General features: G+C 66.5%; 15 protein-coding genes and 1 tRNA gene. 9 read left to right on the forward strand and 7 right to left on the reverse strand.

Annotation, left to right across the window (positions count from 1 at the left end):
• Nucleotides 1-5: 5 nt before the first annotated feature.
• The 3 genes from MKI88_RS17625 to MKI88_RS17635 are packed head-to-tail and all read right to left on the reverse strand — an operon-like array spanning nucleotide 6 to nucleotide 2,829.
• Nucleotides 6-1,097, reverse strand: a complete 1,092-nt coding sequence (locus MKI88_RS17625) for an NAD(P)/FAD-dependent oxidoreductase (protein ID WP_241632864.1) — start codon at nucleotides 1,095-1,097, stop codon at nucleotides 6-8.
• Nucleotides 1,076-1,735, reverse strand: coding sequence for a methyltransferase domain-containing protein (locus MKI88_RS17630; RefSeq protein ID WP_241632865.1), 660 nt, complete (start codon nucleotides 1,733-1,735; stop codon nucleotides 1,076-1,078). Before MKI88_RS17630 ends, MKI88_RS17625 begins: the two co-directional genes overlap by 22 nt.
• A 35-nt stretch (nucleotides 1,736-1,770) precedes the next feature.
• Entirely contained in the window at nucleotides 1,771-2,829 is a 1,059-nt protein-coding gene (locus MKI88_RS17635) for a type III polyketide synthase (protein WP_407073381.1), read from the reverse strand.
• Between the two features lie 101 nt (nucleotides 2,830-2,930).
• Between MKI88_RS17635 and MKI88_RS17640 the strand changes: the two genes are divergently transcribed.
• The 4 genes from MKI88_RS17640 to MKI88_RS17655 all read left to right on the forward strand — a co-directional run bounded on the left by MKI88_RS17640 (nucleotide 2,931) and on the right by MKI88_RS17655 (nucleotide 7,816).
• On the forward strand, nucleotides 2,931-3,455 hold the full coding sequence (locus MKI88_RS17640) for a DUF4402 domain-containing protein (protein WP_241632867.1): 525 nt from the start codon (nucleotides 2,931-2,933) through the stop codon (nucleotides 3,453-3,455).
• A 122-nt stretch (nucleotides 3,456-3,577) separates the two neighbouring features.
• The gene (locus tag MKI88_RS17645) at nucleotides 3,578-4,075 is read left to right on the forward strand and encodes a DUF4402 domain-containing protein (RefSeq protein ID WP_241632868.1); all 498 of its coding nucleotides are present in this window, start codon (nucleotides 3,578-3,580) and stop codon (nucleotides 4,073-4,075) included.
• Between the two features lie 200 nt (nucleotides 4,076-4,275).
• A complete protein-coding gene (locus MKI88_RS17650) occupies nucleotides 4,276-5,106 on the forward strand; it encodes a molecular chaperone (RefSeq protein WP_241632869.1) in 831 nt (276 codons plus the stop codon).
• A 28-nt stretch (nucleotides 5,107-5,134) separates the two neighbouring features.
• A complete protein-coding gene (locus MKI88_RS17655; RefSeq protein ID WP_241632870.1) occupies nucleotides 5,135-7,816 on the forward strand; it encodes a collagen binding domain-containing protein in 2,682 nt (893 codons plus the stop codon).
• 71 nt (nucleotides 7,817-7,887) lie between these two features.
• Here MKI88_RS17655 and MKI88_RS17660 read toward each other — a convergent pair.
• A tRNA-Leu gene (locus tag MKI88_RS17660) sits at nucleotides 7,888-7,974 on the reverse strand.
• A 174-nt stretch (nucleotides 7,975-8,148) separates the two neighbouring features.
• Nucleotides 8,149-8,973, reverse strand: coding sequence for an MJ0042-type zinc finger domain-containing protein (locus MKI88_RS17665; protein ID WP_348636271.1), 825 nt, complete (start codon nucleotides 8,971-8,973; stop codon nucleotides 8,149-8,151).
• A 129-nt stretch (nucleotides 8,974-9,102) separates the two neighbouring features.
• On the opposite strand from MKI88_RS17665, the gene ftsE reads away from it, so the two are divergent.
• The 4 genes from ftsE to MKI88_RS17685 are packed head-to-tail and all read left to right on the forward strand — an operon-like array spanning nucleotide 9,103 to nucleotide 11,922.
• Nucleotides 9,103-9,816: a cell division ATP-binding protein FtsE gene (gene ftsE / locus MKI88_RS17670; RefSeq protein ID WP_241632871.1), complete on the forward strand. Its 714-nt coding sequence runs from the start codon at nucleotides 9,103-9,105 to the stop codon at nucleotides 9,814-9,816.
• Nucleotides 9,813-10,709, forward strand: a complete 897-nt coding sequence (locus MKI88_RS17675; RefSeq protein WP_241632872.1) for an ABC transporter permease — start codon at nucleotides 9,813-9,815, stop codon at nucleotides 10,707-10,709. The genes ftsE and MKI88_RS17675 overlap by 4 nt, the downstream gene beginning before the upstream one ends.
• Complete coding sequence (locus MKI88_RS17680) at nucleotides 10,706-11,236, forward strand: YdcF family protein (RefSeq protein WP_241632873.1); 531 nt, start codon at nucleotides 10,706-10,708, stop codon at nucleotides 11,234-11,236. The genes MKI88_RS17675 and MKI88_RS17680 overlap by 4 nt, the downstream gene beginning before the upstream one ends.
• Nucleotides 11,233-11,922, forward strand: coding sequence for a 1-acyl-sn-glycerol-3-phosphate acyltransferase (locus tag MKI88_RS17685; RefSeq protein WP_241632874.1), 690 nt, complete (start codon nucleotides 11,233-11,235; stop codon nucleotides 11,920-11,922). Before MKI88_RS17680 ends, MKI88_RS17685 begins: the two co-directional genes overlap by 4 nt.
• A 2-nt stretch (nucleotides 11,923-11,924) precedes the next feature.
• Here the strand turns inward: MKI88_RS17685 and MKI88_RS17690 are convergent, their stop codons facing one another.
• Together MKI88_RS17690 and hisC are read right to left on the reverse strand one after the other, a co-directional pair.
• Nucleotides 11,925-12,833 (reverse strand): prephenate/arogenate dehydrogenase family protein, encoded by a 909-nt coding sequence (locus tag MKI88_RS17690; protein WP_241632875.1) that lies wholly within the window; start codon nucleotides 12,831-12,833, stop codon nucleotides 11,925-11,927.
• Nucleotides 12,833-13,945: a histidinol-phosphate transaminase gene (gene hisC / locus MKI88_RS17695; protein ID WP_241632876.1), complete on the reverse strand. Its 1,113-nt coding sequence runs from the start codon at nucleotides 13,943-13,945 to the stop codon at nucleotides 12,833-12,835. The genes MKI88_RS17690 and hisC overlap by 1 nt, the downstream gene beginning before the upstream one ends.
• 69 nt (nucleotides 13,946-14,014) lie before the next feature.
• Here hisC and MKI88_RS17700 point away from each other — a divergent pair.
• On the forward strand, nucleotides 14,015-14,541 hold a 527-nt coding region (locus tag MKI88_RS17700; RefSeq protein WP_241632877.1), incomplete at its 3' end, for an alpha/beta fold hydrolase family protein.

Below are 14,541 nucleotides of genomic sequence, written 5' to 3' on the forward strand. Positions count from 1 at the left end.
ATGGCTCAGAACGCGATCCGGGTGAATTGCGCTATCATTGCGCCGAGTGTCGGGAAGGACGCGAGCAACCACGGCGCGGCTTGTCTTCCCCAGCCCGTGGCCGCCAGTGCGCTCACTCCGCCTGCCGCAATGACGGGAATGCGCGTGCGCCGCGCAAGGTCGGCCTGAAAGGCCGTGCCGCCCGCGCGCCCGGCGGACCGCCAATGCCGTGCCGCCATCACGCCGCTCGCCAGCGCGATGCCCATCCCCTCACCCGCCAGCGAAGGGATAACTGCCGCCTGATCGCCCAGCCGGAACAGCCCCGCCTCGCTATGGCGTGCGCGCCAGCCATAAGGGACGGCGCCGATCGCATCGATGTCCGGCATGGGATCAGCCAGCGCCAGTCGCGCACCGAGATGGGGCGATTCGTCGCCGAGCCCTGCGAGCAGTTTGCGCGGATCACCGTCTGCCGCCGCAAGGCGCGACTTCTGTACTGTCATGCACAGATTGCCCGATCCATCCTCCTGCATCAGCAGACCGGCATAGCCTCCGCGAAAGAGGTGGAGTTCGATCGCGGAGCCCAGCGTTCGCGTCAGCGCCGCCGACGCAGGCAAGCGCAGCCTCAACCCAAGCGCCAGGTCGCTATCGGTGTGCGGGCGCGCCATGCCGCGACAATCGCGCTTGCCCGTCGCTAGAAACAGGCTCTCACACGCGATCATCGCGCCGTCGACCAGCGTCACCCACCCTGGCTCGGCATGCCGGGCCCCGCATCCATGTTCAATCCTTGCGCCTGCTGCCTTGGCGCGTGCGAGCAGGAGTGTATCGAGCCGGCGCCGCGATATACCCATTGCATGGCCCGGCAACAGCGCTTCACCCCGCGAGCTTCCTGCAAGAAAGCGCACCCGGTCGATCCTGTGGCCTTCGAGGTCGTCGGACGTCACCCCAAGCGTCATCAACGTTTCGAGCGATCGCCAGCTGAGGAAGCCCCCACACAGCGAATCCCCGGTCTCGCGGTTGCGCTCGATCAGCAAGGGCTGAGCGCCCCCGCGCGCGAGCATGATCGCCGCCGCCGAGCCTGCGGGCCCCCCGCCCAGGATCAGTGTATCTGTTCTACGCATAGCCGGAAGGGAAACGCGCGAAAGACGCGCGCTGTGCCGGGCGCGATGCCCGCCTCGTCGAGGATCGGGAGCCATTCACGCGGACGGTAGGAACGCGCGATCGAGAGCGCGCCATCGTGCCTGACGATGGGATGCCAGCGCATCAGCGTAGCGAGCGCGGGAAAGCCGATTGCGGCGAGGCGATGGCGATGCAGGTCGTTGACCAGCCATGCCACGCGTGCCTCGCGCGCCATGAAGCGCACAAAGGCGACGAGCTGGTCGTGCGTCATATGGTGCGCGACAAGGCTGGAGATGACGACGTCGAATCCGCTGCCCGCCAGATCCGCATAGTCGCCGGTGCGCCAGTCGATCGGCATTCCGGGCGGCGTATGCGCGCGGGCGGCGGGCGCGCTGCCGGGATTGAGATCGATACCGACGAGTTCGGCGGTGATCCCTCGTCGCTGTGCCCAGCGCGCAATGCTGCGCAGCATATCGCCATCGCCAAAGCCGACATCGAGCAGCCGAAAACCTCTCATGCCGGAGAGCGCGCGCGTCAGGAAGGCCAGCGTCGGACGTCGTGCGAGCGTGAGGCTGTTCACCTGCGCGAGATCGCGAAGCACTGTCGCATAGACGCCGGGCGCAAGGTCGGGCGCATCCATCAGCTCTTCCTCAAGCGCGCGGCAGGCAAGGTTTCTCAATGTACGGGCCCGAAGCGGAAGCCCTCGGCGGCAAGGCCGGGACCAAAAGCGAGCGCCACGCCGGGGCCTGTGACGCCGTGATCGAGCATCCGCGCCAGCACGAACATCAGCGTCGCCGACGACATGTTGCCGCATGCGCGCAGCACCGCGCGCGAATCCTCAAGGCTATGGGAGGCAAGTCCCAGCCCGTGTTCGACAGCGTCCAGGATCGACCGCCCGCCGGCATGTACTGCCCAGTGCGCGATCGCCGCCACGTCCGTCCCATTGGTAAGCGTCGCGCGCATGGCCGGTGTGCCCAGCGCCGCGCCGATCCGACCGGGCACTTCGCCCGAAAGGTGCATGAGAAAGCCCTGATCGCCAATCGTCCAGCCAATGAGGCCTTCCGAATCGGGCAATGTCGCGGCAAAACTGTCCCCCATCGCGAGCCCCGTGGGGGCTGCGCTCACCAGCGCCGCAGCCGCCCCGTCACCGAACTGGAGCATTGCCAGCAAGGGCTCGATCCGGTCCTCGGCGGCGAGATGCAGCGTCGACAGCTCCACCGTTACGACCAGCACGCGTGCCCGCCGGTCCGACCGGACGATGTGCCGCGCGGCGCGCAGCGCGGTGACCGCGGCATAACAGCCCATGAAGCCGATGAGCAGTCGTTCGACCGAGGTGGAAAGCCCGATCCGTGCGGCGATGATCTGGTCGACACCGGGTGCGACAAAACCGGTGCAGCTTGCCACGACAAGGTGGGTGATCGTCGCCGGATCGAAGTCGAGTCCCGAAATCGCGTCCAGCGCGAGTTGGGGCGCGGCCGAGGCATATAGCGCCATGCGCTTCGACGTCGGCGGCTGTGCGCCGTTTTCGTAGAATCCACCTCGTCCCACGGGCGAATCGGTGTGCACCGACCAGCGATGCAAGATGTCCGAGCGTGCCGCCATGCGGCGAAACAACGCCCGCTCACGCGTTGGCAACCGTGGCTCTGCCCAGTCGACAAAGGCCTGATGGATGTCGCGCGCAGGCGTGGCAGTGGCAATCGCATTGACGCAGACGATGGGCGGGTCGGCATCGATCGGCAAGCGGATCGCTCTCCTCACCACGCGCCCCCGGACCGTTCAAGACACGAAGGCGTGGTTAACGATATGTTGAACGGTCTTACCGTACACAAGGTATTATGAAGCATTGCTGGACATTTGCCAGCCCCGTTGCTGCGCTCGCACTGCTGCACTTTGCTGCGGCGTCGCCGGTGCGTGCGCAGTGCCAGCTCTGCGCGCCCGCGGACGCAACCACCGCCGCACCGGCTCGCGCGCTGACGATCAATGTCGAAACCGGTATCGATTTCAGCCGGGTCGCGGTCGCCTCTGCGGCGGGGGGCGTGGTCGAGGTCGATCCGGCCAGCGGCCGGCGACGCGTGACCGGCGGGCTGGTCGATCTTGGCGGTCTGGGCCTCAGCGGCACGGTTCGCCTGACCGGGGACCCCGGCCGGAGCGTACGCATCAACCTTCCCGACCGGGTAAGGCTCGTGTCGCCCGATGGCGCCACCGCAGAACTGAGCGAGATCGTGACCGATCTGCCGCCGGCGCCGCGTCTTGGTCCCGACGGCCAGCTGCGCTTCGCTTTTGGCGGGCGGCTTTCCGTTGACGGTCAGAGAACGGGCAATTTCCGCGGCCGTATCCCGATCGTTGCGGACTATGAATAGCGCCCGATCGCGAAGTCTTTGTTAACCATGATCATAGGCAGTTTCTGAACCTTGATCGTCTAGTGCTTCAAAGGCGGGCCGTGGGGATGGCCTGACAAGCTCATTCTATGGGGACCAGACATATGAAGATTCAGCTCGCGAAGGCCGCGTTGTGCGGCTCGATGCTTATTGCCGCCAGCTTCGGCGCAAACAGCGCACACGCCGCCACCGCCAATGCGGACGCCAAGGCGCGCATCATTACTCAGGTCAGCGTCGCGAAGGTCGCGGGCCAGGATCTCGATTTCGGCGCGATCGTGCCGGGTGCGTCCAACGGCACCGTGACGATCTCGTCCGTTGGCGGCCGCACCTGCACCGCCGCGCTCACCTGCTCTGGCGCGACCAGCGCGGCGGGCTTCACCATTTCGGGTGCTTCGGGCGAGACCGTCCTGATTTCTTCGGCTGCCAACGTCACGCTCACCAATGGCTCGAACAACATGACGGCAACGCTCAGCCCGAGCATAAACTCGCTGGTGCTCGATGGCACCGACGGCTTCACCGTCGGCGGCGTGCTCACCGTGCCGAGCAGCATCGCAGCGGGCAGCTATTCGGGCCAGTTCAACGTGACGGTGAACTATCAGTAAGCCGCGCGACTGAACAATAGCAGCAGTGGAAGGCGGCTGCGTCGCCTTCCGATACAAAGGGCTCGCCGACAGAAGCGTCGGCGGGCCCTTTGCGTTCGTCATGGCGTCATGATTAGTAAAAAATAAACCATATTTCGGCAGTCTGCGTGATGGGGATGCCGGTGCTGGGGAGCATCGGCTCAAACGACCGGAGACCAGACATGTCCACGGCTTCATGCCGCACGTCGCGCGTTCGCGCGGCGCTTTGCGCTTTCTTGCTGCTATTCGGCGGCGCTTCCGCCGCCAGCGCCGCGGGCGATCTGCTCGTCGCGCCCACGCGCATCGTCCTCGACGGGCCGCGTGGAACCGAGGTGATACTCAACAATATCGGCGCGGAACCCGCGACCTACCGCATCTCGCTCGAACTGCGCCGGATGAAGCCTGACGGGTCGCTCGAGGATATCGCGCCCGAGGGAGCCAATCCCGTCGAGACAGCCGCGCTCGAGATGATCTCCTATGCGCCGCGCCGGATCACGCTGCCGCCCAATCAACCCCAGGCGATCCGCATTGGCGTGCGAGCGCCCGAGGGGCTCCCCGATGGCGAGTACCGCGCGCACATGCTGTTCCGCGCAATTCCCGATGCGACGCCCGCTACCGAACAGAGCGCAACGAGCGGCAGCCTCTCGATCGCGATCACGCCGATTTACGGCGTCACTATTCCGATCATCGTGCGCCGCGGCGCGCTGTCTGCGACCGCTGCGATCTCGGACGTGCGCCTGACAGCCACGGAGGGGGGCGCCGCCCTCGCCTTCACGCTCGCGCGGACCGGCACGCGATCGGTTTACGGCGAGGTACGCGTGCTGAAGCCGGGCGTCGACAAGCCGATCATCGCTGCGCGCGGTATCGCGGTCTATCCCGAACTCGCCCAGCGCACGGTCACGCTTCCATTGCCCCAGGGTGCTGAACTGCGCGGACCCGCGACGATCCAGTATTTCGAGGACGCCGAATCGGGCGGAAGACTGATCACCGAAGCGCGCGTGGAGCTGCGCTAGGCAGGCCCTTTCCCGGTCGGGCGCAGCCATGCGTCTGCGATTTCCGCCTCTGCTGAAGCGCCTTTTCGGCTTGACCGTCGCGGCTTGCGCGGCGCTCCTGACGCCGACAGGGCATGCGCGCGCCGCCTGGGCGCCCAATGACGATGATCAGCTTTTGCTCGACCTGCGCCTCGGACGACTGAGCCTGGGTGATGGCGTGCGCGGTTATAAGACGCCCGAAGGGGTATGCATCGACCTGGCCGACGTCATTCTTGGGCTCGACCTGCCCATCCGCCTCGACAAGCGCGGCGGTCGCGCAATTGGCTGGGCTTTCGACGAGCGCAATCAGATCACCATCGATCGCGCACAGAATACGGTGCAGATCGGCCCCGCCACCGAGAAGCTCGCCGACACCACGATCCGTGACGTGCCTGATGGCTGGTGTGTCGGCGTGTCATCGCTGTCGCACTGGCTGGGCGTCGAACTCCTTCCGGATCTGAGCAACGCGGTGTTGCTCGTAAAATCGACCGCGAAGCTCCCCGTCGAACTCGCCGCCGAACGGCGCGCGCGAGCGGCTGCCATCCCGCCACAACGTGGCTTCGACCTCAAGGCGATGCAGCGCGCCGACGCGCCATTTCGTCTGTGGCGAACGCCTTCGATCGATGTCGTCGCGACATTCGCCGCGGTGGACGACAAGCCCACGGGCAGCCGTATTGACGCGACTTACGAGCTCTATGCCGCCGGCGAGATCGGCAGGGCATCGTTCGATGCACGGCTTGCATCCGACCAGGATGGCGTGCCTTCGACCCTGCGATTGCGCGCCTATCGCACCGATCCCGAGGGCAGGCTGCTCGGACCGCTCGGGGCAACCCATTTCGCGCTGGGCGACGTTACCAGCCTGTCGACCGCGCTGGTTGGCCAAAGCACGATCGGGCGTGGTGCGGTCCTGACCAATCGCCCTGTCGACCGGCCCGAAAGCTTTGATCGGACCGACTTCCACGGAGAGCTTCCTCAGGGCTGGGATGCGGAACTCTATCGCAACGGTCAGCTTCTGGCCTTTGCGAATGACCGTGCCGATGGCCGTTATGCCTTTCTCGACCAGCCGCTGCTCTATGGCCAGAACCGCTTCGAGATCGTGCTGTATGGCCCCCAGGGGCAGGTACGGCGCGAGGAGCGGCTTGTCGCGGTGGGGGCCGACAGCATTCCTCCGCGCGAGACCTGGTATTGGGCCGGGGTCAACGAAGCCAATACCGATCTGATCATGCTCAATGACTATCGCGATCCGCGCAACCGCGGTTGGCGCGGCAGTGTGGGGCTCGAACGCGGTATCGACACCTATACCTCGGTGGGAGCGCAACTGCACAGCCTCATGCTCGAAGATGTCCGGCATGACTATGCCGAAGCCTTTGTCCGTCGCGCGGTGGGGCCGGCGCTCGTCGAGCTCTCGGGCGCTTATGAAGGCTCGGGCGGTTATGCATTGCGCGCGCAGATGCTCGGCCAGTTCGGCCGCGCGTATCTGACCGCCGAATCGGTGCACGCACACGACTATCACTCCGACCGGATCGAGCCCGGCGTGACGGGCTGGCACAGCGTTGCCTTCGATCACAGCCTCAATGTCGGGCGAACGATCCTCCCCATCCATCTCGAGGCGCGCTACGAGACCCGCATTCGCGGTGCGGACGTGCTCGAGATCGGTGCGCGCGCTTCGGCCAATGTGAGCGGTCTCGTCCTGACCGGGCAGCTCGATTATCGGGCAGACAAGCTGCCTTCGGGTCGCGATCCGCCCGGACGACTTGAAGCCTCGCTGCTCGCCAATGCGCGGCTCGGGCGCGTCCGCCTACGCGGCGAGACGCGCTTTCGGCTGTCCGCAGGCGCCGGCCTCGAAAGCGCGACGCTGGTGGGCGAATGGGCGGCGGGGGAGCGCGCCGATTGGCGCGCCGAACTCGGCTATGACCGCGCCTATGATCGCGCGCGTCTGGGCCTGGGTTACAGCCGGCGCTTCGACCGCTTTGCGCTGACCGCGTCGGTCGAGGGGGCGAGCGACGGTTCGGTTGCCGCAGGCTTCAACCTGGCCTTTGCCCTCGGCCCCGATCCGCGCGGCGGCGTGCGCATGAGCGCGAGCAAGCTTGCCAGCCACGGTCAGGTCGTCGCACGCGTCTGGCGCGACATCAACAGTGACGGGCTTCGTCAACCGGGCGAGCCGCTCGAACGCGAGGTCCAGCTGGCCGCCGGCCAGATCGTGGCCGAACGTCTGACCGATTCGCAGGGCAGCACCGTGATCGACGGACTGGTTCCCTTTCGACCCGTGCTGATCGGGATCGATGCAGGGTCGCTGCCCGATCCGCTCGTCCAGCCCGCGACCCCGGGCGTGGTCGTCACCCCGCGCCCCGGCGTCGCGATCATGGTCGACCTGCCGCTGTCGAGCGCCGGCGAAATCCACGGAACATTGGTCCGCGGTGGCGGCAGGCCTATCGAGGGCGTCGACCTCGAACTGATCGACAGCGAGGGGCGCGTGCTTCGCGTCACGCGCAGCGATTTTGACGGCTATTTCCTGTTCGAAGGCGTCCCCTATGGCCGATATGCCATCAGGATCGCGCGGATATCGGCGGATGCGGCGCGCGTGCGCGCTGCGCTGGCCGTCAGCGTGATCGTCGGCGAGGCGCGGCCGAGCGTCGCCTTGGGCACCGTGGCGACCGAATCGGCGATGCTGCAAAGCGCCGGGGCCCATTGACGTCCGGCCCGTGCGTCGGACACGCGAAGCGAAGTCGTCCGGGACGACTTCGATCACGAAGATTGGGAAGATGGTGCGGTCGAGAAGACTCGAACTTCCACGGGCTTTCGCCCACAACGACCTCAACGTTGCGCGTCTACCAGTTCCGCCACGACCGCACTGAATCTTGTCCGCCGGAGAAACCGGCGGCTGGTAAGGCGCGTGCCTCTAGCAAAGCCGAACACGCTTGGGAAGCCCAAAGCGCGCGAAAGCGTCAAACACCTCCGAATTGACCTTGCGGCACCCGATTTGCGCCGATTTTGCCTCAGCAACCCCGCCGCCCGGCGCGGCACCTAGTTCAGCGCGGCGCCCGAAAAGCTAAGATTCAGTTCCTTTGCGCTCTTGGGAACATCCATCTCGGCGCTGTCGAACTCGGCCGAGCCCTGCGGCGGCAATTTGCGTACGGGCGGGATGATCCGCCAGCCATAGACCACCCGGCCCGAGGAATCGCGCAACTCGGCAAGGATATCGGGCACCGACTGCGCCTTGTCGGTCGGATTGATGATGCGGCCCGAGACTGTGAACAGCTCGTTGCCGCTCGGCTGGGTATAGCGCTCGGGCTTGCGCGCGATGTCGATCTTGAGAGGGATGTCGACCTCGGCGGCCTGAAGGCCGAGCCATGCCGCAAGCCCAGGCGTTCCGAAATACTGGATCGCGCCCAATGCGGCGACCATGAGGATCGCTGCGGCAGCTGCCGCGATTGTCCATCGCCGCGCCGGATTTCGCCGCGGACGGAAGGGCGGCGCGTGCGCATAGGCGTCATAGCCCGCACCGTCGGGCTCGGGCGTTACCGGATCGACAAAAGCGGCCGTCGGCACGGGGGCGATGATGGGTTCGGGCGGAGGCGGAGGGGGTGGTACGGCTGCCACTTCCGCCACCGGCTGCGGCGCGGGTTCGACCGCGGGCGGCGGTACTTCGATCGCGGGTGGCGTCATGACCGCACCCGCGGGCGCCTCGAACCAGCTGTGCTTGCACGAAGCGCAGCGCACCGTGCGTCCCGCCGTCCCGATCGCAGTGTCGGGGACCAGATATCGCGTCCGGCATTCGGGGCAGGTCAGGATCATCTGGTCTTCGGAAATCCGTTGTTTGCGCTGCGTCTCGTCCGCCAGTGTAAACACACTCGCGAATCAACTTGCAAGCATGTTGGCGCCCGCGGGCCGATTTGTGCACAACAACGCGCTTTACGCGGCGCGCGGCTCTGTGCGATGGCGGCAGGCAGGGGCAAGGGAGCACAGCAGCGGGCCGCGATGAGCAGCATCGTACAGTTCGAAAATGTCGGGCTGCGCTACGGCACGGGCGCGGAAACGCTGTCCGACGTCAGCTTTGCGCTGGCGCGGGGCGCGTTTTATGTGCTCACGGGCCCGTCAGGCGCGGGCAAGACCTCACTGCTCAAGCTGCTCTATCTCGCACAACGCCCCAGCCGGGGCCTCATTCGCCTGTTCGGCGATGACGTCGTGACGCTGCCGCGCGACCGGTTGCCCGCGCTGCGCCGACGCATCGGGGTCGTTTTTCAGGATTTTCGGCTGGTCCCGCACCTGTCAGCCTATGACAATGTCGCGCTGCCGCTGCGCGTGATGGGGCATGAGGAGCGCGATATCGAGGCGCCGGTGAGCGAGATGCTCGCCTGGGTCGGGTTGTCGGACCGTGCCAGCGCGCGTCCCGCCACGCTTTCGGGCGGCGAGCAGCAGCGCGTGGCGATCGCGCGCGCCGTGATCGGCCGCCCCGACCTGCTCGTTGCGGACGAACCCACGGGCAACGTCGACCCCGATATGGCGGAGCGGCTGCTGCTGCTGTTCGAAGGGCTCAACAAGCTCGGCACGACGATCGTCGTCGCAACGCACGACATTCATCTGCTCAGCCGGATGCCCAACGCCAATCTGATGCGGCTCGATCGCGGGCGGCTCTCCGATCCCACGGGCGCACTGCGCTATCCGCCTCTGGGAGAGGGCGGGACGATATGAGTTTCGGCTGGGCACCTTCGGTCGCCGATCGCCGCTTGCTGCCCGAAGGGCGCTTTGCGGGGCCAATGCCCTGGGTCATCGCAATCATGATGTTCCTGACCGCGCTTGCCGCGGCTGCGGGGCTCGGCCTGAGCGCTGCCGCGCGCGGGCTGGGCGATGATCTGGCGGGGCGGCTGACGATCCAGATCGTCGATGCCAATCCCGATACGCGCAAGGCACGCGCCGAAGCCGTCGAGCGCGCTTTGGCGGACGCGCCTGGCGTCGTTGCGGTCAAGCGCTTCACCGATCGGGAAATTGCCGGACTGCTCGAGCCGTGGCTCGGTGGCGAGGAGTTGTCCGGGCAGGATCTGCCGATTCCCGCGCTCATTGACGTCAGTCTTGCCGACGGGTCGATCGCCCGCATCCGTGCCGCCGAGCAGGTGGTGCGCGCGGTGGCGCCTGCCGCCCGGATCGACCGCCACGCGCGCTGGCTAGCACCACTTGCCGGGCTCATCGCCTCGCTCAAATGGCTGTCCGCGGTGCTGGTGATCCTGATGGCTGCGGCGACCGCGTGCGCGGTGGTGCTGGCGGCGCGCGCCGCGCTCAACACGCACCGCGCGACGATCGACGTGCTTCACCTGATGGGCGCCAATGATGTCCAGATCGCGCGCCTGTTCCAGCGCAGGATTGCGCTCGATGCACTGTTCGGCGGGCTGGTCGGGCTTCTGTCCGCGGTCGCGGTGCTGCTGCTGCTCGGATCGCGCATTGCCGCGATCGGATCCGAGTTGCTGGGATCTGTCGGGCTTTCCTGGGGCGACTGGGCGATTATAGTGTCGCTGCCCTTCGCGGGTGCGCTGCTCGCAACGCTCGCCGCGCGGATCACCGTGCTCAAGACCTTGCGGAAGATGTTGTGATCAAGCGTATCCTGTCGATCGTTCCACTGCTCTGGGCGCTGGGCTTCGCCGCCTTCACCATTTGGCTGCCGCGTCCGGTCGATGGCGAGACCACCGATGCGATCGTGGTGCTGACCGGCGCGCCGGGTCGCATCGAGCGCGGACTCGCCTTGCTTGAGGACAAGCGCGCAAAGCGGATGCTGGTGTCCGGCGTCTATCGAGACGTGAAACCGCATGAACTCGCGCTGGCCCAGCATGCCCCGATGGCCTTGTTCGACTGCTGCATCGACCTCGGCCGCGAGGCGACGGACACGCGCTCAAATGCGCAGGAAACGGCCGACTGGATCAGGAAGCACGATTATCGCAGCGTCCGTCTTGTCACGACGGACTGGCACATGTGGCGCGCGCGTCATGAACTCGAGCGCGCGCTCGACGGCAATGTTCGTATCGTGGGCGATGCGGTGAGAAGCGATCCGGGATTTGCGATGCTGTTCAAGGAATATCACAAATATCTGCTCAGCTGCCTCGCGGGACTGGTAGGCTTGTGATGACACTGCTGCGTTCGACCCTTTTTGCGCTGATCTTCTATCCGGGCAGTCTGCTCTATGTGTTGGCGGCGCTGGCGAGCTCGCTGGTCGGCGCCGCGCCGCTGCGCCGCGTCGCGCGCGGCTGGGCATATTTTCACCGCTGGTGCGCCGCCTATATTCTTGGCATCCGCACACGGGTCGAAGGCGTCATTCCTGACTATCCCGTGCTCTACGCGATGAAGCACGAATCGATGTACGAGACCGTCGAGACACTCGTGCTGCTTCGCGATCCAGCGGTCCTCGTGAAGCAGGAACTGGCAGATATTCCTCTCTGGGGTCGTGTCGCGGTGCTGCATGGCTCGATCCCGATCGACCGCGAGGGCGGTGCGAGCGCACTGCGCAAGCTCGTCCGCGCGGCACGCGCAGCAGCTGACGAGGGGCGCTCGCTCGTGATCTTTCCGGAAGGCACGCGCGTGCCACATGGCGAGCGTGCGCCGCTGCGTTCGGGCTTTGCGGCGCTCTATCGCCAGATCGGGCTTCCCGTGGTCCCGGTCGCGATCGACAGCGGACGCGTCTGGCCGCGGGGCAGCTTCCTCAAGCGTCCCGGCGTCATCACGTTCAGCTTCGGCGAGGTCATCCAGCCCGGCCTCGACCGCGACGCGGTCGAAGCGCTGGTCCATGACGAGATCAACCGCCTCAACAACTGAGGCTATTCGTGCGTGCGTCCGAAATCGGGGCGCGCATCATCCTGCCCCTGTTCGATGATGCTGCGGCGGATCGCACGCGTGCGCGTGAACAGTTCGAACAGCGCATCGCCGTCGCCCCAGCGGATCGCGCGCTGGAGCGCGGTCAGGTCCTCGGAAAAGCGCTGGAGCATCTCGAGCACCGCTTCCTTGTTGGACAGGAAGACATCGCGCCACATCGTCGGATCGGACGCCGCGATGCGCGTGAAATCGCGGAAACCGCCGGCCGAATATTTGATCACCTCGGACTGCGTCACCTGCTCGAGGTCGGAGGCGGTGCCCACGATCGTATAGGCGATAAGGTGCGGCAGATGGCTGGTGATCGCGAGCACGAGGTCGTGATGCTCGGCGTCCATCCGCTCGACATGCGCGCCCAGCGCGCGCCAGAATTCCTCGAGTCGCACCACTGCCGTCTCATCGGCGTCCGCGGGCGGGGTGACGATGCACCAGCGCTTGTGGAACAGCGTTGAAAAGCCTGCCTCGGGGCCGCTGCGCTCGGTGCCTGCCACGGGGTGCGCGGGAATGACGATTGCACCCGGAAGCGCTGCGCCGAGCGCGGCGGAAACGGCGGCCTTGCACGATCCGACATCGCTCACGATTGCACCCGCAGGCAGGTCGTCGGCGATCTCGACGGCGACATCGCCCATTGCGCCCACGGGCACGCAAAGGATCACGAGTTCGGCGTCGGTCACCGCAGCGCCCGCGGTGTCGGTGACGTCATCGCACAGGTCGAGCGCCCGCACGCGCTCACGGACGTCGGGGTCGCCGTCATGCCCTGTCAGCCGCACCGTCGGCATATGCGCGCGGACCGCGCGCGCGATCGACGAGCCGATCAGCCCGAGCCCGATGATGGTGATGCGCTGGAAGGGCAGCATCAGCCCGCCGCCTCGACGAGCCCGCGCAGCATGGCCATCAGCCCGCGCGTCTCCTCGGCGGTACCGATCGTGATGCGCAGCCCTTGCGACAGCCCCTGCCCCGGCAGCCAGCGCGTGATATAGCCTTCGGCCATCAGCCCCTCATAGGCCGCCTCCGCGCTGAGAGCGCCGGAGAATGTCACAAGCACGAAATTGGCCTTTGACGGGATGGCGCGAAGCCCCTTGTTCCCCATTGCCGCGATCTCGCGCGCGAACCAGTCGCGCCATTCGGCATTGTGCCGCCGGCTGGCGTGCACGAAATCCTCGTCGGCCAGCGCGGCGATCGCCGCCCGTTGCCCCGCGGTCGTCACGTTGAAGGGCGCGCGGATGCGGTGCAGCGCCTCGATGATATCCGCTGACCCGTAACCCCAGCCGATGCGCTCGGCCGCAAGCCCGTAGATCTTGGAAAAGGTTCGGGTGACGAGCACGTTCGATGCGCCCTGCGCGAGTGCGAAACCGCCATCATCCTCATCCGGCTCCAGATATTCGGCATAGGCCTGATCGAGCACGAGCAGCACATCTTCGGGCAGCGCGGCGTGAAGCCGCACAATCTCAGCGGCGGGAGTATAGGTGCCTGTCGGATTGTTGGGATTGGCGACGAAGACGACGCGTGTGTTCGGCGTCACAGCGGCGAGCAGCGTATCGACATCGGTCGCATAGTCCTTGTCGGGCGCGATCACCGGGGTCGCGCCAACGCGCCGCGCCGCGATCTCGTAGACCGCAAAGCCATAGCGGACGAACAGCACCTCATCGCCGACGCCCGCAAAGGCGCCCGCGGCGAGATGCAGGATCTCGTCGGATCCCGTGCCATAGATCACACGCGCGGGGTCCAGCGCATATTTGTCCGCGATCGCCTCACGCAGCGCGGTGGCGCCGGGGTCGGGATAGCGCGACAGGCTGCCACGCCCGCCGTCGAACGCCGCCTGCGCGTGGGGGCTCGTTCCCAGCGGATTTTCGTTGGACGAGAGTTTGATGACCTTGCGCCCCTCGCCCGCGGTGGAACGGCCGGGCACATAGGGCGCAATGCCCATGATCCAGTCCTTGGGACGGGGGCTTTTCGCATGCTCTGTCATGGGCGTGCGCCTTAGCGCTCAACGCGCTCGGTTGACAAGGCGCGCCGCGCCGCCCTAGCCCGCTTGGCGATGAGCGACGATCAGCGTTTCGGCCTTGCGCGCCATGTCATTCTGCCCGGGCCGCTGAAGCTCGATGGCGGTGGCAGCCTCGCGCCCGTCGAGATCGCCTACGAAACCCATGGCACATTGAATGCCGACCGCTCCAACGCGATCCTGATCTGCCATGCACTCACGGGCGACCAGCATGTCGCCTCGACGCATCCGATCACGGGCAAGCCAGGCTGGTGGACGCGGCTGGTGGGGACGGGGTTGCCCGTCGATCCCGCGCGGCATTTCATCATCTGCTCCAATGTGCTCGGAAGCTGCATGGGATCGTCGGGCCCCGGCACGATCGATCCCGCAACAGGCGCCCCTTACGCAATGCGCTTTCCGGTCATCACGATCCGCGACATGGTGCGCGCGCAGGCGATGCTGCTCGACCATCTCGGGATCGAGCGGCTGTTCGCGGTCGTTGGTGGTTCGATGGGCGGGATGCAGGCGCTGAGCTGGCCCGCGACCTTCCCCGATCGCGTGGGCACGGCGCTGGTCATTGCCTC

The sequence above is a fragment of the Sphingomonas sp. LaA6.9 genome (assembly GCF_022601895.1).
In the GTDB taxonomy this organism is placed as follows: domain Bacteria; phylum Pseudomonadota; class Alphaproteobacteria; order Sphingomonadales; family Sphingomonadaceae; genus Sphingobium_A.